Genomic DNA, 25,463 nt, shown 5'->3' with positions numbered 1-25,463 from the left:
CCCGCTCTAAATCATAGAATTGCCTCCTTATATAACTTATATTTCTGCAAAATCTCATTAAAAAAGGGCTGCCTCTCCCCTCTGAAGGAAGAAACAGCCCGTGTGCTTCACGCGCAAAAACTATGAATATATCAGTTCATATCCTATGGATTATTCCAGCATCATCCAATATTTCTTACATCATAAATCATTACTGGTTAAAAATCAAACGTTAATTTTCTCACGAAACAGCTCAAAAAATCATTCATGTGCACCTGGACTCCCAGCTTGATATAGCTGCTCATACACATCCTTGTTAACCATCCTCAGCCCAAACAATCTGCGGATACGCTGTCCATGCTTGGCTTTGAAGGTCACTGTGGCTATATCCTTACCCTCCAGATATGCAGCCGGAATAGCGGCATTCACGTTGTAAAACTTGTCAGCCTCATCAAAGCCTTCACTAAAATGCTCAAGCAGATGATCGTTAATCAAAATATCAAAATCACAGTTTGGCATTTCCAGCGTAGCCGTATACGTGATAACCAGCAGCATTGGAGCAATCGGATCTGTCTTCAAATCGAAAGAGAACCAGCCGTCAATTCCCGCATTCCGGTAAGGTCGGTTATTCACATATCCGGTGCGAGTCGAAGCATCTCCCTGAAAGTTGTGATCCCGCTCCGGCTGCATTTCTCCGGGTTGGGCAAAGTCAATCGTGCACTGCTCCAGAATCGCCAGCTTTTCGCGTGCTGCTGTGTATTCCTTTTCCGCCTCCTGCCATGCTTCCTTCGTAAAAATGTCCCAATAGACTGAATAGGTACGGTCATGCATTTTATACAGCGGAGACAGTTCCACATCTCGGGGATGCCCTGCTTTTAAGGTACGGAATGTATTCGTTTTGCCCTCCACGGGCTGTATCCAATGATCCAGTTCTTCTGTTGGAGGGATGAATACCGGGGTATAGAGGAACTCTTTGGCTTTAGGATCTTCTAAGGGTCCCAGATCACCTGCCAGCACCAGCGGTCCATACATGACAGCCGCCCGATCCGGGTTATCTGGTATCTGCTCCAATCTCAGCGACATCGGAATCGTCACCTCTACAACATCCCCGTCAATCCACGTTCTGGCGATAGAGACAAAACTGCCCGGTTCCGATACACCCGATTGTTCCTTGCCATTTACACGAATGGTAATTCCTTTTTCAGCCCAATATGGATAGCGGATGAGTAGCATAAATGAGGCAGGTTGATCGCATTGAATCTCCAGCGTCGTATGATCTGCATCTGGATAGGACGTGTTTTGTTTTAGCGTAACGCCTCTGTCCTTCCATTCCAGCGTGGAGGCAATGAACTGATTGACATACAGCTTATCGTGATCGTGAAAATAAATACCGCTGCCGTAGCTCGCATGGTTTTCCATCCCTGTGCCGACACAGCACGTGAAATCGTCAAATTTGCTTTCAAAATGCTTGTGCCCGCCCATGGCCAGTGACAGAAAATACGTAACACCCCCGTGAACCGGGTCCTGAGAAGCCAAAATATGATTGAATAAACCTCGCTCATAAAAGTCCGCTTCCTTGGCAGAAACATTCCACTGAAACAGGTGATTAGTCAGCTTGAGCATGTTATAGGTGTTGCATGTCTCCGTCGTATGCGGTCCGATGCGATCATTCAAGCCATCTGGCGCGCCAAAATATTCTCCAAAGCTATTGCCGCCAATGACATACGAATGATGATCCACCACCCGCTCCCAAAAAAATTCTACCGTCTTCCGACGCTTCGTGTCATTCGTGAGCTCATATTCCTTGGCAAGCCCGATTAGCTTCGGAATCTGTGTATTGGCATGAATGCCTTGTAAACAATCCTCCTGTGAGCTAAGCGGGTCCAGCACCAGCTTGTGCCAGAAGCACTCAGCCAGCCGCAAGTAGCGCTCTTCCCCGGTATCCGCATACAAATCCGCCAATACCTCATTCATGCCTCCATATTCGCAAAACATCATCTGCTGCATCTGCTCATCGCTCATCGGCTGCAAAATTCCTTCGAGCCAGTCCGCCAGTTTGCGCTCTACACCTAATGCCTTGTCACAGTCTGTCAGATGATACGCATCACGCAAACCAGCGAATAACTTGTGTAGTGTATACAAAGGAGCCCAGGCACCGTTCAGGTCAAAGCCCTTCGAACGAATATTTCCGGCAGATACCTCTTCAAAAAGTTCCTTTCCCCCAGGAATACCAGATACATATCCGTCACCATGCGCCGCCTGGCAAACATCCAGTTCATCCGTAATGTAATGTGCGATCTCCTTAAAACGTTCATCGCCTGTTGAAGCAAACATCATGGAGCAAGCGGACAAATAATGTCCCAGCGTATGACCAGAAATAGTCATCGCTTCCCAGCCTTCATATTGAGGCGCTTTGGGCGCAAGCCCGGCATATTCCCGAAAACGCGCCAGCAGACGATCAGGCTCAAGCTCCAACAGGTAAGATCGGTTTAGCTCCATCGCCTGCTTGAAGGGACCTTCGGTCAATACTACCTCGTTCAGTGCGAACGGCTTTGCTTGCATATGAGCCTTTGCTTTAAGAGTCATCTTCCGTTCCTCCTTTAAGGCAAATTTGGAGTAAAAAACGTATATCCAACCTAACGAGCCGTTACGCGCCGCTCCCAGAAGAGATTTGCCCCCACTGCTGGTACAGCTGCGTTCTCGCTTCTGTAATGCCGGGATGAAATTGAATCAACGCATGTTTTCGTGCAAAATGAACCTCACGGATTGCCTCCTGCACCCGTTGTTCCCCGCCTGCTCCGCCAAGTCCAGCAGCTTGGATCATGGAAGCGGCTGCTAATCGCCCTTGAGCCATGGCGACCAGCCCGCTTTCGATGCCGGTAATATTGCCGGCAACGTACAGCCCTTTGAGCGAGGTTTCCATTCGCTCACCATGTAGTGGAACATGCCCACCCAGTTCAGGGCTGTACACGAATTTGCACCCGGCTACCGCCGCCAGTTCGGCAAGCGGATACAAGCCGCCGCTCAGCGCCACGAAGTCGGCGGGTTCGACGCGCTCGCTGCCAGCAATCGGCGAGCCGTCCGGTTTAACGTGGACCAGGGTCACGGATTCGACCCGGTCCTGCCCGTTGACGGACTGCACTGCTGTCCGCAAACGGATCGGGATATCCCACAGACGGAAGCCTCTGTGGGGATAGCAGCGCACGATGAGCTTCTCCATCCGCATCGTCGCTGCCAGCTTGCCGCCGGCGCGCATCCAGGCGGCAGGCGCCAACCCTGACAGCTGAAGCAGCAGCTTCGCGGAGGCTGTCGGATCTGCCGCTACACCAGCCAGCGGACCCGCGCACGGCAGTGTAATCGCCGCTACCTTCACCCCGGCGACGGACAGTTCGCGGGCAATCGCCATCGACAATACGTTCATGCCTACGATGATGCCGCGCTCTCCCGGCTTGACGTAATGAACATTGGTCAGCACCTGCGCAGCCCCGATGGACATTACACCCGGTAACGTCCAGCCATCCAGCGGAACGGGAATCTCAGCCGCTCCGGTTGCCAGCAATACGTACTCAGCCGTGAGCAATCCACAGGAAGTGGAAATTTCCCACGTTGTCGTATATTCCATGCCATGTACAGAAACGCCACAGCGAATGTCCACCCCAAGCTCCGCGCAACGGGTAATCAGCTCATCCGAAACATGCTTTCCGATCCACCAGCCTTGACTGCCTTCCTCATGATATTGCCCGGGCATACGTCCACCCGGCTCAGTAAACTCATCCAGTACCGTGACTGGCAATCCTTGTTCAGCAGCCGATGCCGCTGCAGACAGTCCGGCCGGACCTGCGCCAATGACGATGAGATGTGCCATTTTATTCATGTCACAATTCTCCCTGTGATTTCATTCGAAAGCTGCCGTCCAGTTTCCACCACCATACCTTCTTCCAGCTTGGTCAGACAGGAACGAACCGTACCAAACGGATGAACCGTCAGACGGCATTCGTTGCAGTGCCCAATAGCACAGTATACGCCCCTGGCCGTACCGGATTCCTCATGCCTTCTCAGCAAACGGACACCGCTGGCGAGGAGCGCTGCCGCTAGTGGTTCTCCAGCCAATCCCTGCATGGGACGACCATCAAACATGAAAGATACTTGCCGCCGCTCTGGCTTGGGTCCCAAAATCGGATGATTTACGATACGTGCACGGCTCATAGGGAACCTCCTTCTGCCAGCTGACCGAACGTTACGGGACGCACCGGGGGCCTTTGAGATAACAACTCCGCCTCCCGGCGGGCAGCAGGAACCTGATTGTAAAACCATGATTCCACTAATTGTCGGCATACCCTGCCCTGGCATGCCCCCATGGTCACCCGCGTAGCCATTTTAAGCTGGCGAACAGTATCCACACCCATGCGGCAAGCCTGCTCCATCTGTGCAATACTCACTTCTTCACATCGACACACAAGCACATGGCCTGACGCGCCAAACGTTTTTGATTGCACACCCGGAGATTCAGCATACTGGTTTTCTGCATAATGGGTCTTTTCCCCCTGCACTTCCGTCCCAACCGTATCACTTCGTCCCATCGCGCGTTTACGCATAGCTGATCGCACAGGTTTTAATCGCTGAATAAAAATCCAGCGCCGCCTGACCCTGTTCCCGGGTATGTGAGCTTGACTGCTTCAGACCACCGAACGGAGACTGATACTCAACTCCCGCCGTCTCCTGATTAACCCGTACCATTCCCGCGTCCGCTTCATCCAGAAACCGATGAGCAAGCCGCAAATCGCGGGTGAACAGGGAAGCGCTTAACCCATAAATAGAATCATTGCACAGCCGAATCGCATCCTCAAAGTCGTCGGCCTGTATGACACTGATGACTGGGCCAAAAACCTCCTCCTGAATCAAGGTGTGGGACGAATCCAGACCAGCCGCCAGCAGTGGACGCACATAATAACCGTTATCTGTCCCGGCGGCGGCTCCACCTTCCGCCAAAATATCAGCTTCCCGGCGAGCTAGCGATACATAGGACATGACCTTCTCGTACTGACTCTTGGATGCCACAGGTCCGAGATACGCACCGGGGTCAAGCGCTGGAGCGATCTGGATTTTTTCCACCACTTGGCGTAAAGCTTCTGTGAACGTCTCATAGGCAGACCGTTCTACAATCACCCGGCTGGTGGCCGTGCATTTTTGTCCGGCTGATCGAAAGGCACCGCTGGCAATCATCGCCACCGCCTGCGACACATCCGCGTCCTTCAGCACCACGGCAGCATTTTTGCCGCCCATCTCAGTCTGGTATTTGATGTTCCGACGTGCGCACCGTTCAGCAATGCCCAAACCTGTAGCGGTAGAACCCGTGAAGCTGACCGCCTCCAATGCTGGATGCTCCAGTAGGGCATCGCCTATACGACTCCCCTGCCCAATGACGAGGTTCAGTACGCCGGGCGGAAGCTGCACCGCTTCAAATAGCTCAGCGATCCGTACTGCGGTTAATGAAGCATGTTCGGCAGGCTTCCAAATGACCGTATTGCCACACAAGAGTGCAGGAGCGATTTTCCACAGCGGAATCGCTACCGGAAAATTCCACGGCGTTATGACAGCCGTTACCCCCAGCGGGATACGCTTCGTGTATTGGAGTACTCCCAACTCATTCGAAGGAATGACTGTACCGATGGAACGTACACCCTCTGCCGCATAATATCGAAGCAGGTGGACACCTCGCATCACCTCTCCTCGCATCTCGGTAATCGGCTTGCCCATTTCTCTGCTGGCCAGCTCAGCCAATTCAGGTGCGGCTGTTTCCAACAACCCGGCTGCTTTGAACAAGTAAGCTCCCCGTGCTGCCGGGCTTAATGCTGCCCATCCTGCCTGTGCCAGTCGTGCTGCTTCCCCGGCCTGGGCAATATCACGCTCATTGGAGAAATGGACGACCCCCACTTCTTCCTGCAACGCCGAAGGATTACGAACCACCATCTCCTCGCCGGAAGGGCTCAGCCACTCACCGCCAATCCAATTTCGGCTCTCCATCGTCTTCACCCCCATTCAAGATGAAACCCCGCTCGGACGAACTGCCACCTCAAAAGCTTCACGAATCCGGTCATAATCCGCCTGTGGCAACGCAAGTCTGGGCGGCCGTGTCGGACCGACCGGGAATCCAGCCAGCTCCATCATATATTTGATGGACTGCACCAATTGCGGACTGGCATCGTAGTGGAACAGCGGCAATAGTCTGCGATACAACGCGGACGCTTCCGCCAAATTTCCCGCCTGCGCAAGCCGGAACAGCTCTACTCCTTCTTTTGGTAACGCATTAGGTACCCCCGAAATCCAGCCTGTCGCGCCGAACAATGCTCCCTCCATCGCCAGATTATCTACTCCGACCATGACCTCCAGCTCTGTCTGGTCCAAAATAGCGTGAATACGCCGTACATCCCCGGAAAATTCCTTGACTGCTACAATATTCTCAATGTGTGACAAGTCCGCAAGAATATCCGGGGTCAGGTCAACCTTGTAATCATGGGGGTTGTTATACGCAATGATCGGCAGGCCTACCTCTGACAATGCTTCATAGTGAGTCGTTACCTCATGGGGCAATGGATTATAATTAATGGGCGGCAACGCCATGACACCCGCTGCCCCGGCATCCTTGGCATGCTGCACCCAATGTACCGCCTGTTTAGTGGATGGAGCGGCCGAGCCGACTACAACAGGAACACGTCCCGCCGCAGCGTCAATGACCGTATGCACCACCTGCGATCGTTCCTCTGGAGACAAAGCAGCATACTCTCCCAGCGATCCCGTAGGTACCAGTCCGCTAATACCGCTTGCAATCAGACGCTCACACAGCTCGGTCAGACGCTTATGGTCAACCTCCAGCTCTGCCGTGAACGGTGTAACCAAGGCCACATATACACCTTCAAAACGTGCCATATACTCACCTACCCTCTCCCATTTTTATTTACTTATTTAAATGATGCAAAATGCTCACATCAGCAAAAATCCCTCTCTCAGCGGGTCGTCAGGGTCCAGCACAAATTGATGATGTCCCGTCACCCAAGCCGAGCCTGTAATTTGCGGAATCACGGCCGGATAAGGACCTACCTGCGTCTCGCCCACAATTTCAGCCCGAAACATGGAGCCAGTGATGCTTTCATGCACAAACGCCTCATGCAAGCCCAGCTTTCCCTTGGCGTGTAGCACCGCTACCTTGGCTGAGGTTCCTGTGCCACAAGGAGAGCGATCAATACCGCCCGGCGGAATGACGACAACATTGCGACAATCGGCCTGTGAAGCCACGGGTTCTCCGTAAAATTCAATATGCGTCAATCCTTGAATAACCGGATTTTCAGGATGTACTACCTCAACAGCAGCATTCACCGCCTCCCGAATCTGTACCGCTGTTCGTACAATTTTTGCTCCATTGCTCTGATCCAGGACAAGACCGATGGAGGCCGCCTCTATAATGCCGTAAAAGTTGCCTCCATAGGCAATATCAAGAGTAACTCGACCGATGCCCTCTACCTGAACCTCCACCTCACGGCGGTACACAAAGGAAGGAATATTGGTGAACGTTACTTGTTTCACCTTGCCCTCATCTATATCCAGCCGTACTTGAACCGGGCCTGCCGGAGTGTCCAGCAATATAAATTTTTTATCCGCAGCAATCAGGCCACCTTCCACCAGTGCCGTGCAGACGCCAATCGTATCGTGACCACACATCGGCAAATAGCCGCCTGTTTCTATAAAGACCACACCCATATCTGCAGTTGGATGACAAGGCTCTGTTAAAATGCAGCCTGACATCACCTCATGACCACGCGGCTCAAACATCAGCAGACGGCGAAAATCATCATGGTGCGCTGCCATATAAGTCATCTTTTCCAGCATGGTATGCCCTACCAGCTTAGGCGCGCCGTGGATGACTGTCCGCGTCGGATTGCCTCCCGTATGAGTATCAATCGTAGTAATTCTGCCCGCTGCACTCATCCAGTTACCTCCCCGTGAATATCGTGGCTGGTAAAAGCCTCTCCGAATCGGTCATAACGCAGCGGCTCTACCGGAATACAAGTGGGTTCGCCGCGTACCATTTCGGTCACCAGCTTACCCGTAACCGCCGCCAGGCTAATACCATCTCCTTCATGGCCTGAAGCGATAAATAGCCCCGGTACTTCATCCACTGCGGATATGATGGGCAAATGATCAGGGGTCCATGGACGCAAACCCGTATACGCCCTCATCAGCGGCACATTGGCCAAGGCAGGAAAGAAGCGAAGGGCTCTGCGGGCGATTAAGCGAATCACCTGCTGATCAACTCCTGTATCCATACCGACAAACTGACGGCTGCTGCCAATCAAAATGTTCTGGGATGCGGTGGGCTCAAATACCAGCGCTACACCATATTTTTCATAAACCTCATCTACACTCCGCTGACCTCCGAACTTGCTCATCAGATAACCGAACTCCATCACCTTGCGGTTTCCGATCGAAGGCATTCGGGCAGACACCAGTATATGTCCTTTGCGCGGTATAATCGGAAGGTCCAAACCTACCGAATCACCGATGCTGCGTGTCCATACACCTGCGGCCAACACTACTGCATCAGCATGGATCACGCCGTTTTGCGTCTCCACTCCGCAGGCGTTTCCCCTTTCGTCCTTGAGAACCGACTGTATCGGCATGCGCGGCAATAGCCTGGCTCCCATCCGACGCGCGGCCCTGGCCAGGGCATACGTCATCTGCACCGGATTTACAGTAGAATCTGTCGCACACTCCAGTCCGCCCGGCAAATCTTTGGCTAGATGCGGCCATTCCTCTTGCAAATCCTGCTGATCCAGCATGCGAAACGGAAGCCCTTCCTGCTGCTGGCGGGTGACCCACTGCTCTGCGGCCTGCATCTCATGGTCGTTTTCACAGACCAGAATACTTCCAGGCGCACGATACTCAAATTCATCTTCCAGTTCCTTAGCCAGCTCTGCCACCAGCTTCTGTGATAACAGTGACATCCGACTGTCAAAGCCGGGCTCTTTGTCGATTGCCAATATATTTCCATCACATCGGGAAGAAGTACCTCCAGCAATTTCCCCTCGTTCAGCCAGCACGACCTTCATACCAGATTTAGCTGCATAATAAGCGATAGCTGTACCGATGATTCCACCGCCTACAATGACCAGATCCGCCGCATCGTGTTTCATTCGTTTTCCCTCCCTTCAACCGTTTCCATATGAATGGAAAACAATCCGGCGGCTTGCCCCAAAGCTCTATTTGGCAAGTTGCTTTATAGTCATTCAGCCCCATCCAAGTTCAGTCAGGACATTCGGGACAGCCGCCTCTTGGGGGCATTCATTACAGCTTGATCGTAAAGCTTTGCGTGACAGGCTTGCTTAGCTCGTCATAATCCCGCAGCTGTATCGTGAACGTATACGTCTTGTTGGCTGCTCCGCTGTCTGCTTTTCCGCTAATCGTTCCTGTAAAGCGGTCCAGTGTAAAGCCTGTGGGCAGTTGACCGCGGGTCACCGTCCAATCGTAAAATGGTACGCCTCCCTTGGCTTCCAGCTTCGCCGTGTATGTCTTTCCTTTGACGGGTGCTGGCAGTTGCTTTGTTATGATTTCTGGCGCGAGGAAAAGAGTCAGGTCCTTGCGCAGCGGCCAGCCTGCCTTTTCTGCTACAAGCAGCGAAAGCTTCGTGTTCATCCAGCGCCGGGTCGGGAACAGGTGGCGCCAGCCTCCATTTTGTCCGCTCAATCTATCGACCTCTGCAAGCTCTCCAGAGAGATGATAGCTGTCGTCCAATGCAGCCGGTCTGTGCTGATAGGCCATAATATCCGGGTCATTGCCAGCCGCTTCCTTTAGCGCCTTGACGCCTGGGAACGTGTCGCTGAATACAATTGCATGACCGAATTCGTGCATGATCAGCCCATGCACATCCGTCACCTTGGACAGATCGGATTGATACCATTCTTCATCGTCCACCGATGTGAATGGAATGGCATCATCATAGAAATCCAGGATCAGACTATAGGAACGGTTTAAGTTCCCTGGGACGGTCACACCGTTACGTGTATGATAATTGCCATTCGCTGCCGGAAAGCCCGTAGAATACGGCCCGTTTAGCCCTCTCATAAATACCCACATGCCTTTGTAGGGTTTGTTATTCGTCACCTGTATTTCATTTTGCCAATCATCTCCTGGCAAATGGTTTACTTCCGCATTGGCAGGAACCTCATCAAATGGCTTCAGATCAAAGAAATAGAACCAGTCCTTCACTGCCAGCTCTGCGGCTTTTTTGGTAGCCGCGTCATTGAAATAAGGCTTGATCGTATCGAATCTGTAGTCAAAATGGAGGGGGATTGTGGGTTCTTCATTATCGTCCTGATCCAGCACACGAATCGGAATAGACTGAGTGGTTGTGTGACCGTTATTTTCGGCAACGGACATAGACAATGTATAGTTCTCTATTTCACCGTTTCCTCCAATCCGGTCAGGATGAATGGCCAGCCGGAAATCCTTCTCCTCCTGTGCATTGGCAAAAGTCAGCGTTTTGCTTGCTCCTTGCGCCGACAGCGTACTTGGCAAATCCATCATCAGTCGGGATGTGCCTTGCGCTTTTAACGTAACGGTTAACGGAAAAGCGGCATTGGCAGGCGGCTTCACTTTTAGCTTCACATATGGGTTCGCCAGATACCCTTGCCAATCGACCAGATCTATACCATAGTCGTTCACCGTCCGGCTAAAGATGTCGATGACTTTTACATCCGATTCTTCCTCGGCATAAGCCTGTTGAGCCGGAAGAGCTGGTGTCAAAGCCACAATGAGAGAAGTTGCCAGTGTGATCAGCCATACTTTGGTTTTCCTTTTACGCGTGTTCATTTGATCCCTCCATCTCGTTTATTGGAATTATTTTCAAGCCATGGATAGTTATCTATAACGCCAGTGTGTTTTATAACAAAAGCAGCTCCTTGGGCGAGGCAGTCAGCACCTTGGCACCGTCATCTGTGATCAGTACATCGTCCTCAATCCGAACTCCGCCGAAGCCCGGAATATAAATGCCCGGTTCCACGGTAATGACATGTCCCGGTACAAGCACAGATTGGCTCTCACGGGACAGTCGCACCTGCTCATGAATCTCCAAGCCAAAGCCGTGGCCCAATCCGTGACCAAACTGTTCTCCATAGCCATAGGAGGCAATCACATTCCGCCCCAGACTGTCTCCCTCCCGACCGCTCATGCCAGGGCGAAGTCCTGCAATCGTCGTCATATTCGCTTCCAGCACAATAGCATACAGTTCCTCGTGCCGTTCTGATGGATTTCCAACGAATACGGTACGCGTAATATCAGACAGATAACCACGCACATTTGCGCCAAAATCCATCGTGACAAACTCGTTCTGACCAATTTCCTTGTCACTGGCCAGTCCGTGGGGCAGGGCCGAGCGTTCACCTGAAGCAACAATGAACGCAAAACCGCCTGATTCCGCGCCTGCGAGCCGGAGCTGATATTCCAGTTCCGCCGCAATCCGCCGCTCTGTAACTCCAGGCTGAATATAATTCAGCACTTCCGTAAAGGCGGCATCGGTAATACGCGCAGCTTCACGGATGGTGTGAATCTCTTCCTCGTCCTTCACGTCACGCAGCCGTTCAATTACATCCTCCGTTGGCACGTATTCCAACGATCCTAGTGCGGCTTGAAGCTGTCCTGACTGTTGAAGTGAGACATGCCGACTCTCTAGACCCAGTCTACGAACACCCAATTTACTTGTGAGGTCAGCGATGGTCTGGAAGATTTGTGCCTCATGCCGAATAACTGAATATTCTGCTGCCTGATCTGTTGCCTGCAACATATAGCGGAAATCCGTCACCAACAAAGCCTCTTCCTGCGTAACGAGCGCAATTCCGGCGGAGCCTGTAAATCCGGTCATATATCGTCGATTGGGTCCATGTGTAATAAGTAGTGCATCTATCCCTAGAGCCGGGAATTCCGAGCGTAACCGAGCCAGTCTGCCTGGAACACCCTGTAACCGTTTTGCTGAACCGTTGGGTTTATCCAAAGCTACATCAGCCTCCTTTTTAGCCTTTAATCCCTGTCAGTGTGATGCCTTCAATAAAATAGCGTTGTCCGATAAAAAATATCAGGACGATCGGAGCCAAAATCGTGCTGGATGCCGCCATCAGGTAAGGCCAATTGGTATTGTTCAATCCCCGAAAAGTCGCCAGCCCCAGCGCCAGTGTAAAATGCTTTTCGTCACTCAAATAAATAATCGGGCCCAAAAAGTCGTTCCACACATCAATAAAGGTAAATATCCCGATCACGATCAATGCAGGCGAAGATAAAGGAATAATGACGCGCCATAATACAGTTAGCGGTGTACCTCCATCCATATAAGCGGCTTCGTCCAGATCGCGCGGAATCGTCAGCATAAATTGTCGCATCAGAAAGATGTTGAACGCCCCTCCACCAAACCATGCAGGAACAATCAGCGGCAGAAATGTATTCAACCCGCCCAGTTCACGCCACATGACGAAAGTAGGTATGAGCGTCACCGCATAAGGCAGCATCATCGATCCGATCAGCAGAGAAAAAATCAGATTACGTCCAGGCCAGCGCAGGCGGGCAAAGGTAAACGCCGACACAATCGAGGTCATCATTACTCCTGCCAGCACACACACCTCAATGATGAACGTATTCAGAAAATACCTACCGAACGGTACCGAAGTCAGCGCTTCTGGGTAATTGCTCCATTGAAAAGGAGAGGGTATCCACTCTGGCGGGAATACGAAAATTTGCGATGTTCCCATCAGAGAGCTACGAATGAGCCATACAAATGGCAACAGCATTAAAACACTGCCTATCATTAAAACGATATACAGTACGATGCGACTGATTTGGAATGGTTTGGAACGGGCGGCGGTAGCAGGACTTCGGGAGCGTTCAGGCTGTGGAAGTGGATGTTGCGGTGTGTCTGAAGGTTTGACAGAAGAAGTAACCTGATTCATGAGCGTTCCCCCCCTTCATAGTGAACCCACTTTTTGGACGTGGAGAAAATCAGAACAGTTAGGACCATAATGACGAAAAATAAGATCCAGGCCAGCGCTGAGGCGTAGCCGATTTTGGTCTCCGTAAAGGCTGTACGCCACAGGTAGAACACATAGAACAGGGTTGAATTGTTAGGTCCCCCGTTTGTCATGACATACGCCTGATTGAATGCCTGAAAGGTGCTAATTAAAGACATAACCAAATTGAAGAAGATGGTTGGTGTCATCGAGGGAATCGTAATATGGAAAAATTTATGCAGTCTATTGCCGCCGTCTACCTCAGCTGCTTCATACAGATGGGTGGGAACCGACTGAAGTCCCGCCAAAAAGATAATGACCGTATTCCCGATCCCCCAGGTGCTCATCATGATGAGCGAGGGTATTGCAGTATTCTCGTCATAAATCCATTTGCTCCCCGGCAGTCCAACACTCTCCAGCAGCGAGTTCAACAGACCAAAATCTGGGTTGAACATCCACAGCCACAGCATCGTGTTGGCAATACTCGGCACAATGGTAGGTAAATAGTAAATCGTGCGGAACACCGACAAACCCTTTACCTTTTGATTTAATAGCAGTGCAATGATAAAAGCTGCCGCCAAGCCTAGAGGTACGCTGCCCAGTGCATAATACGTGGTCACGAACATGGATTGGGAAAAGGTAGTATCCTCGGTCAAAATGGTTCGGTAATTATCCAATCCAATAAAGGTCATCTGTCCACCAATCGTCCAATCGGTCAAGCTGAATACGAACGATGCCACAATCGGTCCAATCGTAAATATCATTAATCCCAGGATGGCAGGCAGCGCGAATAGCAGACCCCAGTTTCGCTCCATGCGCATCATTCCTGATTTCGGTCGCTTCATGGGCCGTTCTCCTTTCGCAGCTGTCCTGCCGCATTATTCATCCGGATACACTCCTTGAAGCAGTGGCTGAATAATGGGTTCCAGTTCATCCAGCGCCTGCTGCGGCGTCTTCTTGTTCGTCCAGATTAGATCCAGCCCTGGGGTCAGCTTGGAACCAATATCAGGCCAGTTGCGAAGAGTCGAAGTTGACGGCTTGATCGCATAATCTCTGGCATACTCAATGCCAGCCTGCTGAAATTCCGGTGGATGTGCTGCATTATTCGTCCACGACTGGATGGCCTGCTCGTCGGTATAATATTTTTCTTCGATAGGCATCCACAGACCGGACTTGAACAGATCCACCTTTTCAGGATTGTTATGGTACAAATAAAATTCGAGCGCTTCTTTCGGGTGCTTGGTGCTCTGGAAAATAACTGTGGCCCCCGCAACGATCATCGTTTTGGGCTCTTTAAGCTTCGGCAAAACGCCGATACTCCATTGCAGCTGCTTGTTGTTTGAAAAATCGAGCAGGGACCATGTTCCGTCTACCACCATAGCCACCTTTTTGGTCTGGAGCCGAATCGTATTGGACGGCATGTCCTGCTGTTGGATCAAATCAGGAGAAACATGCTCCTTGAAAACCAGATCTTGCAGCTTCTGAAACACCTCTACCGACTCAGGGCGGTTCAGAGTATACTTCTTGCCTGTTTTGTCGGTTAAACCTCCGCCATTGCTTGCTAAGAGCGGCCCCCAGGAGCTGCGGTCGTTGCCAAAGGCAAAGCCGTATTGCACAATATTTTTCGGATCAAATCCGCTGTCTCCCGGGTGCTTGCCATTCTGATCCTTGGTCAGCTTTTTGGCAATCTCCAGGAATTCATCCCATGTCCACGCTTTTTCAGGATCAGCCGGAGGAACGGGTACCCCTGCTTCTGTAAACAATTCCTTGTTGTAAAATAGCTGCATCACTTCCAACGCAGTGTAATTGCCGATAGACTTGCCAGGTTCGCTGTAAAGATAGGAGGATTTGAGCTTGTTTTTTAATTCGGGATATTCGTCATAATAGGAGGATAAATCTAGGAGTCTACCTTCACTTGCCCATTTCATCGTGAGCGAATCGCCCAGGTAGGCGATATCAGGAAGCTGATTGGCAGCCATTAAAGTGTTAATTTTCGTGGTGTAGTCACCAGGAACATGCTCGCCCTTCACCCGAATGTTCGGATGGGATGCATTAAAGCTTTGAATCATCTTTTCCATTGCCTGCTTTTCGTCATTGCTCCCCCAGTACATAAACTTGAGTTCGACCGCATTGGGATTAGCCGGTTCGCCAGCACTACCACTGCACGCCGTCAGCCCTGTCAGCATCGCCGTCATCACCAGAGCCATCCATGTCCGTAACCTTCGTTTTCGCAAATCAACCGGCCCCTTCCTGAACTGGTTTCTCCTTACAAGCCTATTATGCGCTGAGAGCCCGAAGCCGACCACCTAACGACTCCAGACTCTCTTTGTTTTGGTATGATTTTTTTAACAGCGCGTTTACAAAAATGTTTTGCGGAATTCCGTTGGCGTTAATCCGGTATGCTTTTTAAAGGCAATACTAAAGTAGTTCGTATCTGCGAAGCCCACAGCCTCCGCCACCTCTGCTACCTTACGATTCGGGTCCAACAGCAATTCCCGGGCTCGCTCGAAGCGCACACGCGTCTGGTACTCAGCGAAGCTTTCACCTGTAACCTGCTTAAAACGGGCACTCAAATACTTGGGACTCATATTCATGTACGCTGCAAGACGGTTCAATCCGCCATCCTCCTGAAGGTGCTCACGAATCCATTCCTTGGCCCGTTGGAATTTGCGCGGAATCCCCTTTTCGCGCGATTCCCGCACTTGGCGACCCACCCGGACAAAATAGCGCGATACATAATCAATCATCTCAGGTCCGTGCCGCAATCGGGACAGTTCCAATAATGGGTCCTGCTGCTGTATGGATGTTTGTCCTTCGGATGCATCGCTCTGAACAATACGCATAACGAACAGAACAAGCTGAGTGACGATCATTTTCACCTGATTGACGGGCAAGCCCGCTAATTGTCCAGACCATTCCTGCAAAATCGCATGTACAGCAGCATCATTGCCGGCACGAATTTCCGTAATCATCAGCAATTCCTTCTCCAGCAAATGACTACTGTTCGGCTCAGCCGCCTGAATGCTCTCGAAGGGGATGATCTGGCTATAGCCCACCCACCCCCGATGCTCCACAGCCTGTACTGCTTCCTCATATGCTTCAGGAAGCTGCTCCATCTGTTGTACGGGACGGCTAATCCCGATGGACATCCCCTGACTCAATCGTTCCTGCACCGCCTGACGAATCTGCCGGGCCGTCTGCTCCGCTGCCCTGCAAGATGCCGCCGCCAGCAGTACAACACGCCGATCACGGGAAACCGCCGCACCATGCGCCTTCGTCCCGGCTGCTGCCGCAGCCTCCCAAGCCAACTCGGCGAATACATGCGTGCTCTTATTGGTGGAACTCTGCGACTCGCTAGGAGCGGATGCTACCTGCTGCGAGGCCTCCTCCAGCTCACAGCACAGCACAGTATAAGGCGGTCTGCTCGTCTCGCCGAAAAATCCCAGCCCGTCCATCTCCTGAACGACCTCGGCTGCGGGGCGCCGCTGCTGGAGCAGATCCAGCAGCAAGTGCTCCCTGTACAATGGCTCCAATGAACGATGACGGTGAATAGCTTCCTCCTCGCTTCTACGCCATTGCGCAATGCGATCCTCAGCCCGTCTCAGAGCCGCTTCAAAGTCTTCGCTTGTCACTGGCTTGAGTAAATAATCAACCGCTTGAAGCGAAACGGCCTGACGAATATACGTCATGGATTCGTACCCTGTCAGGAATAACAGCGGGGTCTGCTGATCCTTTTCCCGAATGGTTTTGGCTATGTCCAGCCCACTCATATCCGGTAAATTAATATCCAGTAAAATCATGTCCGGTCGCCGCTCCGTATACAACCGTAATGCCGTTGCGCCGTCCTCCGCCATATCACTGACTTCCACTGACAGGCCACTTTCCGCCACCATCAGCCTCAGTCCCTCCCGAATATGATATTCGTCGTCCACAATCAGCAGCCGGTACATGCCATCCTCCCCTTTCTTATTCGGTTCGAATGGGTGCCAGTAAGGTAACCGAGGTGTACTGACCCAGCTCGGTTGTCACAGACAGACCATATTGGGGACCATAATGCCGAAGACGTTCATGTACATTGCGGAGTCCAAAGCCAATCGCACTCCCCCGCTCGGCATCTAGCGATTTCCGAATATCGTCCAGACGCTCGGCTCCAATACCGCCCCCATCATCGCTAACTGTTAAACGCAAAGCATCGCCTTCCCTCGCACCGGATAACATAATATAGCCGCGGTCGGTACGCCCTTTCAAACCGTGGTAAATGGCATTTTCAACGAGTGGCTGGAGAATCAGCTTGGGTACGTAAAACCCGCAAATATCCTCCTCGACTTCGCATATCCACTCGAACGAATTCCGAAACCTAAACTGCTGTACCTTTACATAGGCGCTTACATGCTCGACTTCCTGTCCCAAACTGATTTGCTCTCGACCATAACTTAGCGAAATGCGAAAGCATTTACCGAAGGCACCAATCACCTCTGCCATATCCCGCTGCCCATTCGCCAGCGCCATTCCCTTCAGTGACTCCAGTGTGTTGTACAGAAAATGCGGATTAATCTGCGCCTGAAGCGCGCGAAACTCGGCCTGTTTGCGCGACAGCAACGCTTCGTATACTTGCCCGTACAGCTCATGATTTTTTTGCATCATATGAAGAAATCGCTCCCCGATCTGCCCTACCTCATCCTTAGGGTTAAATACAACGGAAGCAGGAGCTTCAGGAGCTTGGGCTGAGGCCGTGGTGGTCACACTCCCATCCACCGCCATTAATCGGCTCAATTGAAGCAGGGGGCGACGAATTGTATCACTTAGCCGATAAGACAGCATCCAGCCCAACACCAGTGCAATCAAAAAGGTCCAGATGGTCCAGGCCCCAATTTGCCGCGCGTCCTCGAATAGTACGGACTGATCGACTTTTTGTAGGAGCGTCCATTGTCCCTCGTTTAACGGTCCGTAGGAAATCATCGTCTGGCGGCCGTTCCATGTTCTCCAGTCCTTCGTAAGCACGGGTCTATCCACAGCAGATTTGGCGATTTGTCGCAATAGCGATGGGTCCGCAATGCTCTGCTCCGGCAATCGGTATACAGGCTCGCCCTCCTGATCGAGCACCCACATCTGGGTATTGCTGTCTGTTTCATGAAAAGCAAGCCCACGAAACAGACTGGCCTTGTCGATTTCCAACAGCAAAAATCCAAGCGGCTCATAATCTCCAGTCGTTTTTCGCAGCAGCTTCCCGACGTAAATACGATCCTCCGCCATCCCGCGCCCTGATTCAAACGGCGGATGAGCCATCCACATCATAGGTTGCTCGGCGAGCAGACGGCGGTAGTACACACGTGCTTCCTTTAATGTAGGAAGGCCGCCAAAACGGACCGAAACATTCCCTTGATAGAGAGAATGCTTGAGTCCGCCATTGGCGGCATAGATGAGCGAGGACGTGATATACGGCTTGGTCTGGGTTTGCGTACGAACGACCATGCTGAGTGTTTCGTCGTTCCGCAAGTATTCATAATCATCTTCTGGCTTGGTCTCCAGTGTGGACTGCACATCAGGATTGCTGAGAATGGCGTTGGTTAGATCATTCAAATCGGAGAGTGTCGCATTAACGTAATTTTCACTCATTTGCCGGGACTGCATTGCCAGTGCTTCTGACTTCTCACCAAGAGAATGGGCCGCAATCCGGTAAAAGGTAAAGGTCAGCACTACCATCGGAATGACGGTCAGTACCAGCGTCAATACGATAAATTTCCCACGGATCGTAGGAATCCCGGCAAACTTTTGACGCCCTCTGCCCCCCATTCATTGGCCTCCCTTACACATAAGCGGGAAGCCATGTCCCGTGCGCTGCAATCAGGTCGTCACACAGAGAAACGATATCATCCATGGATAACTCAGCTGAAGTGTGCGGGTCCAGCATGGCGGCGTGATAAATATGTTCTTTTTTCCCCGTAATCGCAGCTTCAATCGTTAATAGTTGGGTGTTGATATTCGTTCGGTTCAGTGCAGCACATTGGGGCGGCAAGTCACCCACAAAGGTCGGCGTAACCCCATTACGATTCACCAGGCAGGGCACCTCCACACAGGCTTCCTTCGGCAAATTGGTAATCAAGCCTGTATTCATCACATTACCGCCAATGGCAAAAGGCTGATTGGTTTCAATTGCCTCAAATATATAAGAAGCATATTCGTTCGACCGTTCATGGCGCAGATCCTGATTGCCCAAAAGTTCTTCACGCATCGTCTCCCAGCGTTCAATCTGGCTCACGCAGCGGCGCGGATATTCATCCAAAGGAATATTGAACCGTTCAATCAGCTCTGGATATGTCCGTTTGATAAAATACGGATGATACTCTGCGTTATGCTCGGACGATTCCGTAATGTAATAGCCGAATTTCAGCATCATTTCAAAGCGCACCATATCATGATGCTTTTCCTGCTGCTTGGCGGCAGCCCGCTTTTTAATCTCAGGATACAAATCCACCCCGTCCTTGCTCACTTCGAGCAGCCATGCCATATGATTGATACCTGCAATTTTCGCCTTTACCCCTGCCTGCTCCAGTCCAAGACTTTTGAACAACTCCGGTATACACGCCTGTACGCTATGACACAGCCCTACTGTCCGGACACCGCCGTGTACGTTCATTACATTCGTCAACACAGCCATCGGATTTGTATAGTTGAGGAACAGTGCATCCGGGCATACTTCGCGCACGTCTGCTGCAAAATCGAGCATCACCGGAATCGTTCTTAAATTGCGGAAAATGCCGCCAATGCCGACCGTATCGGCAATCGTTTGGCGCAGACCGTATTTTTTAGGAATCTCAAAATCCGTAATCGTACACGGATCATAGCCGCCCACCTGAATGGCATTTACTACATAGGCTGCTCCACGTAGCGCTTCCTTGCGGTCAGTGTAGGAGCGAATCACACAGGTACTCCCTGTTGTTTTTTTCAAATTGGATAAAATATTCTCCGAATCTTTCAGCCTTACGGGGTCAATATCGAACAACGCCAGTTCAAAGCCCTGCAAAGCAGGTGTCAACATACAATCGCCAAGCACATTTTTAGCAAATACCGTACTGCCTGCACCCAGAAATGTAATCTTGCTCATACTTTGTCCCCCATTCACCTTTTTGTTCGCGGTTTTGCACCTCATATGCAAGGATACCCACCGCCACTCTCCCCTTTTCAGGAGGAAAGCGACGATGGGAAAGATTAGTCATGACTATGCGTTATTGCCGCCCTTTCAGGATACCCCCACTGATTTAGCTGGGCTGATAAGCCGAGGCGGTAAGGCAGATGTTACCGGGGATGTCGTAGTTGGCAGGGTTACTGAAGTCTCCGGGCTAACTGATGTTGCCGGTGAAGCCACGGCCCCTCCCTCAATTACGGTCACCTTGGCTATTGCCTTCAACTCCGTCCCTTCCACTTTGCCCTTCAATTCAAACGAACCTGGAGCAGCATATTGTGCAGGGTCCATATCCTCCCATTCCACAGCTACCCATTTGGTGGAGCCTTCTCCATACGTAGCTTCCACTACGCTTGGCAGTTCAGGTTTTTCACCCACATGAGTGGTTACATTCACCTCTTTTAATGCAGTAATGTTCTCAGTTGCCACCAGACTCTGTGCTGTACCAGAGGCCAGACCTGCTACCTCGTTTGCATTCAAAGCACGGCTGTAGATCCGGAAGTCATCCACCAGACCATTGAAATATGGATCAGGGTACTGGGACTTACCGATAAAATTATTTTTCGTCTGTCCCAGACTGGTTGGATTCAATGTCAGATTGGTATTGCGTCCCACTTCTTTCCCATCCACGTACAAAATACCTGTGGAACCCGAAAGCGTGACCGCAACATGCTTCCATACGCCTGTCGGCAATACAGGGGCATCAATCGTCTGTTCCTGTCCTTGCCCGTTACCCTGATTCGTAATGGCAAATAGCATCCGGTTCCCGGCTTTAGGGGTCAGGAACATATATTCATTGGTCCCGGAGCCGAAGTCAAAAATCCGCACATAATCGCTCAGGCTATTCGCTTTGACCCAACCGGATACGGTCAATTGCTGTGCCCGACTGACAATTCCCGCCGGAAGCTGCACATAGCTGTCCTTGCCGTTCAGACTGACAGCATTGCCTGTTTTACCCGCAGCCCATGCCACGGTCCCCTTAACGTTAGCATCATTGCCGCTATCTGATGAATCTACAGCAAGAGCACCGCTTGTTTCGTCAAACTTGTAAACGGCAAGCCGTTCAGGTAACGGTGCCGCCGGTTCAGCGATCACAGTTACTTTAGCCTCTCCTGATAACTGGGAATCGCTGGCTGTCAGCTTGAAGATATACGTTCCTGGCTCGGAAACATCCACCTTCGTACGTATTGATGTCTTGTTGCTGAATGTGACCTTCGCGTTCTGTGGTCCTTCAACCAGACTCCACTCGCTTGTCACTTTTCCTTGCGGAAGCCCATCATCTGTAGCCGTACCTTTCAGAATAATCTGATCTGGCAGCTTCACCTTGGAATCTTTGCCTGCATCAACGACAGGTGCTTTGTTGGGATCTGGTGTGGTTGGTGTCAGCTCTACCGTATAGGAGGATGCTGTACCAATTTCCAATTTAAGCTTATTGCTTGGTGCATACGCATTAAACTTGCCTTGCGATTGTCCCCCCACTTTAACCAGGTACGTTCCTTTCTTTAAACCATCAAATGTAACGTACGTAGAATGAGCTTGGCCCGGCGTTTGATTTTTCAACTGAAGCCATACATTATCCTTGGATGTTGCCAGCTTGGCTTCAGTATACTGATCCTTTTCCAGCTCGATATACAGCTTTTCCGTGATCAAATTGACCCGTTTGAACAAACCGTCCAGCGGCTTGATCGTATACACGTTACCGCTTTTGCTCACCTCTGCACCGTAGCCCGTCAATCCGAATATCGGATCAACCGCGATATCCGCGCTTAAGGTTTTAAGTGCACCGAACAATCCGAGGTCAGCCTCACCGCTCATGCCGCGCCAGCCGTTAAAGAGCGGGACGTTTTTACCGCCGCCGGTGCCGTTTGTTCCGTTATTGCCTTTTTCCGCTTGATACGTCCATGCGACCGCCCCGATGTTCTCAGGATCCGAGCTGATTTGCCCGGAGTTAATCGCTCCGACATTGGCAATTTTGGCAGCATAGGACAGCCGTTGTTGCTCCTCGCGATGATTGTCCTCATGATGACGAATCCAGTCATCCATCGCATATCCCGCAAGTGAAGTCGTGTACTGGAAGTTAAACCAGTTCTCCCCGGTAATCGTCACCGGATCGGTATAGTAGTACCATACAGGCATATGACCGCGTGACGCACGAGTTTTGGCATTAATTTTCCCCATCATTTCCAGGGCTTTACTTTGCTCGCCCTCTGTATCTATATTCTGCTTGGCTAACGTATATACAGCCTCTTCGCCTGTATTGTCGTAGCTATATTCAGAACCGTAAGGATACTTTGTATTTTTAAAATTGTTATACTTGCGATCCATTTTTTCCTTGAGATCATTCGCTTCATCATCGTAGCCCTCATCATGAAGGGCCTGAATAATATCCGGTGTGGTCAGCTCACCCATCAAACCTGTTTCCCAGTTGTACGCAACAGGTCCTTCATATAAAGCTTTGAAAATGTTATAGGCCCGCAGCAAATAGGTTTCCTTCGGATGCTTGTAAGTGACGAGATCCGGGTATTCCTTGGCAATCTTATACATACTGAAATACGTGTTGTATACATGCGGGTAGGCATATCCCCGGTAGGTCGGTGTATCATTTGGCTCCGGCATCAGGAAATCATGAATTAAATAGTCCTCATGATGTCCATTCATCAGATTCGTCCAGATCGCTGTCTCCAAATAATCGTCTACAGCCCGCACCTCTTTGGCGACTGGAGAGAGTGTGTTTTTCTCAGCCAGGAACTGTCCGTGGGTCAGACCCCAATCGTCCCCCCAGCCCCAATAGCCGTTGAAAATGTTGCGTTTGGATTTGGTATGCATCATCCAATCGTCAAATACCTTATCGCGCAAATCACCTGGCACGTTCCACTGGGTTTTGTCTACCATAAAGGTAGCGTGCCGTTGTAGCGCCTGATCAATCGGCTCGATGGCATAGAATTGCAAAACCGTTTTGCTGCCATTGCCGTATTCCACCGTAATGAAATTCGGGCCCAGCTTAGTAAATTTCAGTTCATAAATGTGGTGTCCTCCGGCCTTGCTATCCGTCTGCGGAATAACGGTTCCGTCTGGATAGGTCACCTTGTTGATCGTTTGCTTGGTACGCAGATCCACCTTCGCCTTTTGGTTCGTAGGCACAATCATGCCTGGTACGACCGTAGTATCCACCAAGTTTTCTTGATACAACGTATCTTTTACATCATGCTCGTCCTTCACCGCCAGAAACTTGAAGCCATAGTTTTTGCTTTGACCGGGATTCAGGATCAGGCTTGTGTTGGGTAAATATCCACGGTTGGTGGACTTGATCACATTGGAATGAATATAAAATACATTCAATCCCTCCAGCCATTTGCCTTCGTTGGCCGGATTCCAGGCCCACTTGCTGCCCGGATGCTCCTCATCTCGCCAATGATCCTGATACTCAAAACCAGCACCTGTGGTGGAATCAGGAATCAGTAGCAGCGAAGAACCAATGCCGCTCGGACGCCCAGCTGTAATATAGGAGCCGTTATTGCCGACAAAGGAATGCGTCACGACTCTCGTTTCGTAAATCGCATCACCATAGGTCCACTGCTCATTAAAAGGTAAAGGCAATCCAAAATCGCCAATCTCTAATTTTTTGCCACTCGTATTCTGTACCTGTATGTTCCACAGTACCGAACCATTCGACTCCGCTGAATAGGTTTCAATGACTTTAAAATTGCGTATGCCTTCTGCATTATTTGAGTTCTCATACGTGACCGTAACACGGTTGCCGCTGGTCGTAATCTTACGTGCGTCTGCCGACTTATTTGTCCATGCCTTCGTCCAGCTACCTTCATCCAGTCGGTACGTGAACATCAGCTCCCCTAGCCACTGATGATCTGCCGTGTTCTGCTCAGGTGTCACCGATGCGTTCATGACATATTCAGTCGGAAAAGCATCTCCTTTGATACGAATAGATGAAATTTCCCCATGCTCTCCTGTCTGGATTGTCAGCTTGTCATTAGATAGCTCATGAGCCTCTGCCGTATGCGCCCCAAACAACACAGACGCTGTGGTTAAAAACAAAAACGCCGCCAATATTCCCTTAAATTTCATCAACACGGCCTCCTTTTTGATCTCGGGGTCCTGATTTGCTTGCCAATCACCTGAAGTCTCTTCATTTCGCCGCAACCTCCTTGGAAATGTAAGCGCTACAACTCTATTGTACAAATCCTTGTCCATTGGTAAAATCAACATTTTCAACCGATTTATATAGGATTTCAACCTAATCGTATTGTGGGATGAGTTACGACGAAGGAAGTGAGCGTGCGCGTGCAGATTGTGCTTCCGCTCGCTGTTGCAACGAAATTTTTTCAAAAAATTTATATTGAGCTGCTATAGTGGGGAATAAAGTTATATATTCAATAACAATTTAGGGTAAACGCAAACCTAATTAAAAACGCCCATCCAATAATGGATGGGCGTTTTTTTTACATACTACTTTCCTGCTCCTTGATCACCTGCTCAATCCCCAACAAAATCAGCTTCAATCCGAACTCAAATGCTCTATCGGTTCCCATCAGTTCGAACAGCCCATTTTTGAACATCCGCCGGAATAGTCCTACTTCTGTCTCACTCATGGAATCCAGAAGGTGAACCATCTCTTCACCCGGAAGTGCTCCCTTGTCCTTATCCTTAAGGAGCGCGGAGACATTACGTTCATGCTGATAATCGTCCAGGACGAAGTAGGAGACATAGTTCACAAGCGTTGTAACCACTTGCATTTTCTGCTCTTGCTCAAGCGGCGCCGACTCCACGCAGAGCAGCATACGGTTGGTGAACCGGATGATGTCCGGTTCGTGGGGCAGCGTCATCATCATGAGCTGCGTGGAGCAGGGGTACCGATACAGTACACTCCGCATCGTTACCGCCAGCTCCCTCAGTTGCTCCTTCCAGTCCCCCTCGGAATGAAACTCCTCCAGAATCGTTTTCGATACCTGGTTGGCCAGACGCTGATAGAGATTCTGCTTGCTTTTGAAGTACCAATATAGAGAGGGAGCCTGAATCCCCAGCCGATCGGCCAATCGTCTCAAGCTGAATTTCTCGATACCATCCTCCCCTAGAAGCTCCCACGAAGCTTCTAAGATCTTACCTTCCGAAATCTGAGGTTGCTGCTTTTTCATCGGTTATCCGCCCTTTAATCTAACAGTGTAAGTTTATTCTTTACAGATTTATTAATTCATGATAACATCTAACACTGTAAGGTTCAATCTAACGGTGTTAGATTAGGC

At 50.7% G+C, this 25,463-nt stretch carries 18 protein-coding genes; all 18 read right to left on the bottom strand.

The window, feature by feature from the left end; translation table 11 throughout:
* Window positions 1–240 precede the first annotated feature (240 nt).
* Entirely contained in the window at window positions 241–2,565 is a 2,325-nt protein-coding gene (locus ACUC6J_RS05160) for a beta-L-arabinofuranosidase domain-containing protein (protein WP_447249857.1), read from the bottom strand.
* 61 nt (window positions 2,566–2,626) lie between these two features.
* Window positions 2,627–3,853, bottom strand: coding sequence for an NAD(P)/FAD-dependent oxidoreductase (locus ACUC6J_RS05155; protein ID WP_447249856.1), 1,227 nt, complete (start codon window positions 3,851–3,853; stop codon window positions 2,627–2,629).
* Window positions 3,850–4,185 (bottom strand): (2Fe-2S)-binding protein, encoded by a 336-nt coding sequence (locus ACUC6J_RS05150; RefSeq protein ID WP_017426336.1) that lies wholly within the window; start codon window positions 4,183–4,185, stop codon window positions 3,850–3,852. Before ACUC6J_RS05150 ends, ACUC6J_RS05155 begins: the two co-directional genes overlap by 4 nt.
* Window positions 4,182–4,574 carry a (2Fe-2S)-binding protein gene (locus ACUC6J_RS05145; protein ID WP_240753581.1) on the bottom strand — a complete coding sequence of 131 codons (393 nt, stop codon included), beginning with the start codon at window positions 4,572–4,574 and terminating at the stop codon, window positions 4,182–4,184. Before ACUC6J_RS05145 ends, ACUC6J_RS05150 begins: the two co-directional genes overlap by 4 nt.
* Window positions 4,567–6,003 carry an aldehyde dehydrogenase family protein gene (locus tag ACUC6J_RS05140; RefSeq protein WP_017426334.1) on the bottom strand — a complete coding sequence of 479 codons (1,437 nt, stop codon included), beginning with the start codon at window positions 6,001–6,003 and terminating at the stop codon, window positions 4,567–4,569. Before ACUC6J_RS05140 ends, ACUC6J_RS05145 begins: the two co-directional genes overlap by 8 nt.
* 15 nt (window positions 6,004–6,018) lie before the next feature.
* The gene (locus tag ACUC6J_RS05135; protein WP_330720315.1) at window positions 6,019–6,906 is read right to left on the bottom strand and encodes a dihydrodipicolinate synthase family protein; all 888 of its coding nucleotides are present in this window, start codon (window positions 6,904–6,906) and stop codon (window positions 6,019–6,021) included.
* 54 nt (window positions 6,907–6,960) lie between these two features.
* Complete coding sequence (locus ACUC6J_RS05130; RefSeq protein ID WP_447249855.1) at window positions 6,961–7,962, bottom strand: proline racemase family protein; 1,002 nt, start codon at window positions 7,960–7,962, stop codon at window positions 6,961–6,963.
* Window positions 7,959–9,167 carry an NAD(P)/FAD-dependent oxidoreductase gene (locus ACUC6J_RS05125; RefSeq protein ID WP_447249854.1) on the bottom strand — a complete coding sequence of 403 codons (1,209 nt, stop codon included), beginning with the start codon at window positions 9,165–9,167 and terminating at the stop codon, window positions 7,959–7,961. The genes ACUC6J_RS05130 and ACUC6J_RS05125 overlap by 4 nt, the downstream gene beginning before the upstream one ends.
* A gap of 151 nt (window positions 9,168–9,318) precedes the next feature.
* The gene (locus tag ACUC6J_RS05120; RefSeq protein ID WP_102998678.1) at window positions 9,319–10,842 is read right to left on the bottom strand and encodes an Ig domain-containing protein; all 1,524 of its coding nucleotides are present in this window, start codon (window positions 10,840–10,842) and stop codon (window positions 9,319–9,321) included.
* A gap of 70 nt (window positions 10,843–10,912) precedes the next feature.
* Complete coding sequence (locus ACUC6J_RS05115) at window positions 10,913–12,019, bottom strand: M24 family metallopeptidase (protein ID WP_016821429.1); 1,107 nt, start codon at window positions 12,017–12,019, stop codon at window positions 10,913–10,915.
* Window positions 12,020–12,038: 19 nt separating this feature from the next.
* Window positions 12,039–12,965, bottom strand: coding sequence for a carbohydrate ABC transporter permease (locus tag ACUC6J_RS05110; RefSeq protein WP_016821430.1), 927 nt, complete (start codon window positions 12,963–12,965; stop codon window positions 12,039–12,041).
* Window positions 12,962–13,867 carry a carbohydrate ABC transporter permease gene (locus ACUC6J_RS05105; protein ID WP_017426328.1) on the bottom strand — a complete coding sequence of 302 codons (906 nt, stop codon included), beginning with the start codon at window positions 13,865–13,867 and terminating at the stop codon, window positions 12,962–12,964. The genes ACUC6J_RS05110 and ACUC6J_RS05105 overlap by 4 nt, the downstream gene beginning before the upstream one ends.
* Window positions 13,868–13,900: 33 nt before the next feature.
* Window positions 13,901–15,256, bottom strand: a complete 1,356-nt coding sequence (locus ACUC6J_RS05100; RefSeq protein ID WP_225164849.1) for an ABC transporter substrate-binding protein — start codon at window positions 15,254–15,256, stop codon at window positions 13,901–13,903.
* A gap of 123 nt (window positions 15,257–15,379) precedes the next feature.
* Entirely contained in the window at window positions 15,380–16,972 is a 1,593-nt protein-coding gene (locus ACUC6J_RS05095; protein WP_025364152.1) for a response regulator, read from the bottom strand.
* A 16-nt stretch (window positions 16,973–16,988) separates the two neighbouring features.
* On the bottom strand, window positions 16,989–18,815 hold the full coding sequence (locus tag ACUC6J_RS05090; protein WP_045244145.1) for a sensor histidine kinase: 1,827 nt from the start codon (window positions 18,813–18,815) through the stop codon (window positions 16,989–16,991).
* A 13-nt stretch (window positions 18,816–18,828) separates the two neighbouring features.
* Entirely contained in the window at window positions 18,829–20,127 is a 1,299-nt protein-coding gene (gene melA, locus ACUC6J_RS05085) for an alpha-glucosidase/alpha-galactosidase (RefSeq protein WP_029514410.1), read from the bottom strand.
* Window positions 20,128–20,262: 135 nt separating this feature from the next.
* Window positions 20,263–24,288, bottom strand: a complete 4,026-nt coding sequence (locus ACUC6J_RS05080) for a DUF5695 domain-containing protein (RefSeq protein ID WP_447249853.1) — start codon at window positions 24,286–24,288, stop codon at window positions 20,263–20,265.
* Window positions 24,289–24,662: 374 nt separating this feature from the next.
* A complete protein-coding gene (locus ACUC6J_RS05075; RefSeq protein ID WP_103042222.1) occupies window positions 24,663–25,355 on the bottom strand; it encodes a TetR/AcrR family transcriptional regulator in 693 nt (230 codons plus the stop codon).
* Window positions 25,356–25,463: the final 108 nt, after the last annotated feature.

Source organism: Paenibacillus sp. JJ1683, from assembly GCF_053006485.1.
The sequence above is the reverse complement of the archived record's forward strand: the minus strand, read 5'-3'. Positions and strand labels throughout refer to the sequence as shown.

Coding starts and splice junctions, on each gene's coding strand:
- ACUC6J_RS05075 (WP_103042222.1), bottom strand. CDS start 25,355: ATGAAAAAGCAGCAACCTCAGATTTCGGAAGGTAAGATCTTAGAAGCT.
- ACUC6J_RS05135 (WP_330720315.1), bottom strand. CDS start 6,906: ATGGCACGTTTTGAAGGTGTATATGTGGCCTTGGTTACACCGTTCACG.
- ACUC6J_RS05150 (WP_017426336.1), bottom strand. CDS start 4,185: ATGAGCCGTGCACGTATCGTAAATCATCCGATTTTGGGACCCAAGCCA.
- ACUC6J_RS05125 (WP_447249854.1), bottom strand. CDS start 9,167: ATGAAACACGATGCGGCGGATCTGGTCATTGTAGGCGGTGGAATCATC.
- ACUC6J_RS05090 (WP_045244145.1), bottom strand. CDS start 18,815: ATGGGGGGCAGAGGGCGTCAAAAGTTTGCCGGGATTCCTACGATCCGT.
- ACUC6J_RS05160 (WP_447249857.1), bottom strand. CDS start 2,565: ATGACTCTTAAAGCAAAGGCTCATATGCAAGCAAAGCCGTTCGCACTG.
- ACUC6J_RS05080 (WP_447249853.1), bottom strand. CDS start 24,288: ATGAAATTTAAGGGAATATTGGCGGCGTTTTTGTTTTTAACCACAGCG.
- ACUC6J_RS05145 (WP_240753581.1), bottom strand. CDS start 4,574: ATGCGTAAACGCGCGATGGGACGAAGTGATACGGTTGGGACGGAAGTG.
- ACUC6J_RS05130 (WP_447249855.1), bottom strand. CDS start 7,962: ATGAGTGCAGCGGGCAGAATTACTACGATTGATACTCATACGGGAGGC.
- ACUC6J_RS05095 (WP_025364152.1), bottom strand. CDS start 16,972: ATGTACCGGCTGCTGATTGTGGACGACGAATATCATATTCGGGAGGGA.
- ACUC6J_RS05155 (WP_447249856.1), bottom strand. CDS start 3,853: ATGAATAAAATGGCACATCTCATCGTCATTGGCGCAGGTCCGGCCGGA.
- ACUC6J_RS05105 (WP_017426328.1), bottom strand. CDS start 13,867: ATGAAGCGACCGAAATCAGGAATGATGCGCATGGAGCGAAACTGGGGT.
- ACUC6J_RS05120 (WP_102998678.1), bottom strand. CDS start 10,842: ATGAACACGCGTAAAAGGAAAACCAAAGTATGGCTGATCACACTGGCA.
- ACUC6J_RS05140 (WP_017426334.1), bottom strand. CDS start 6,003: ATGGAGAGCCGAAATTGGATTGGCGGTGAGTGGCTGAGCCCTTCCGGC.
- ACUC6J_RS05110 (WP_016821430.1), bottom strand. CDS start 12,965: ATGAATCAGGTTACTTCTTCTGTCAAACCTTCAGACACACCGCAACAT.
- melA (WP_029514410.1), bottom strand. CDS start 20,127: ATGAGCAAGATTACATTTCTGGGTGCAGGCAGTACGGTATTTGCTAAA.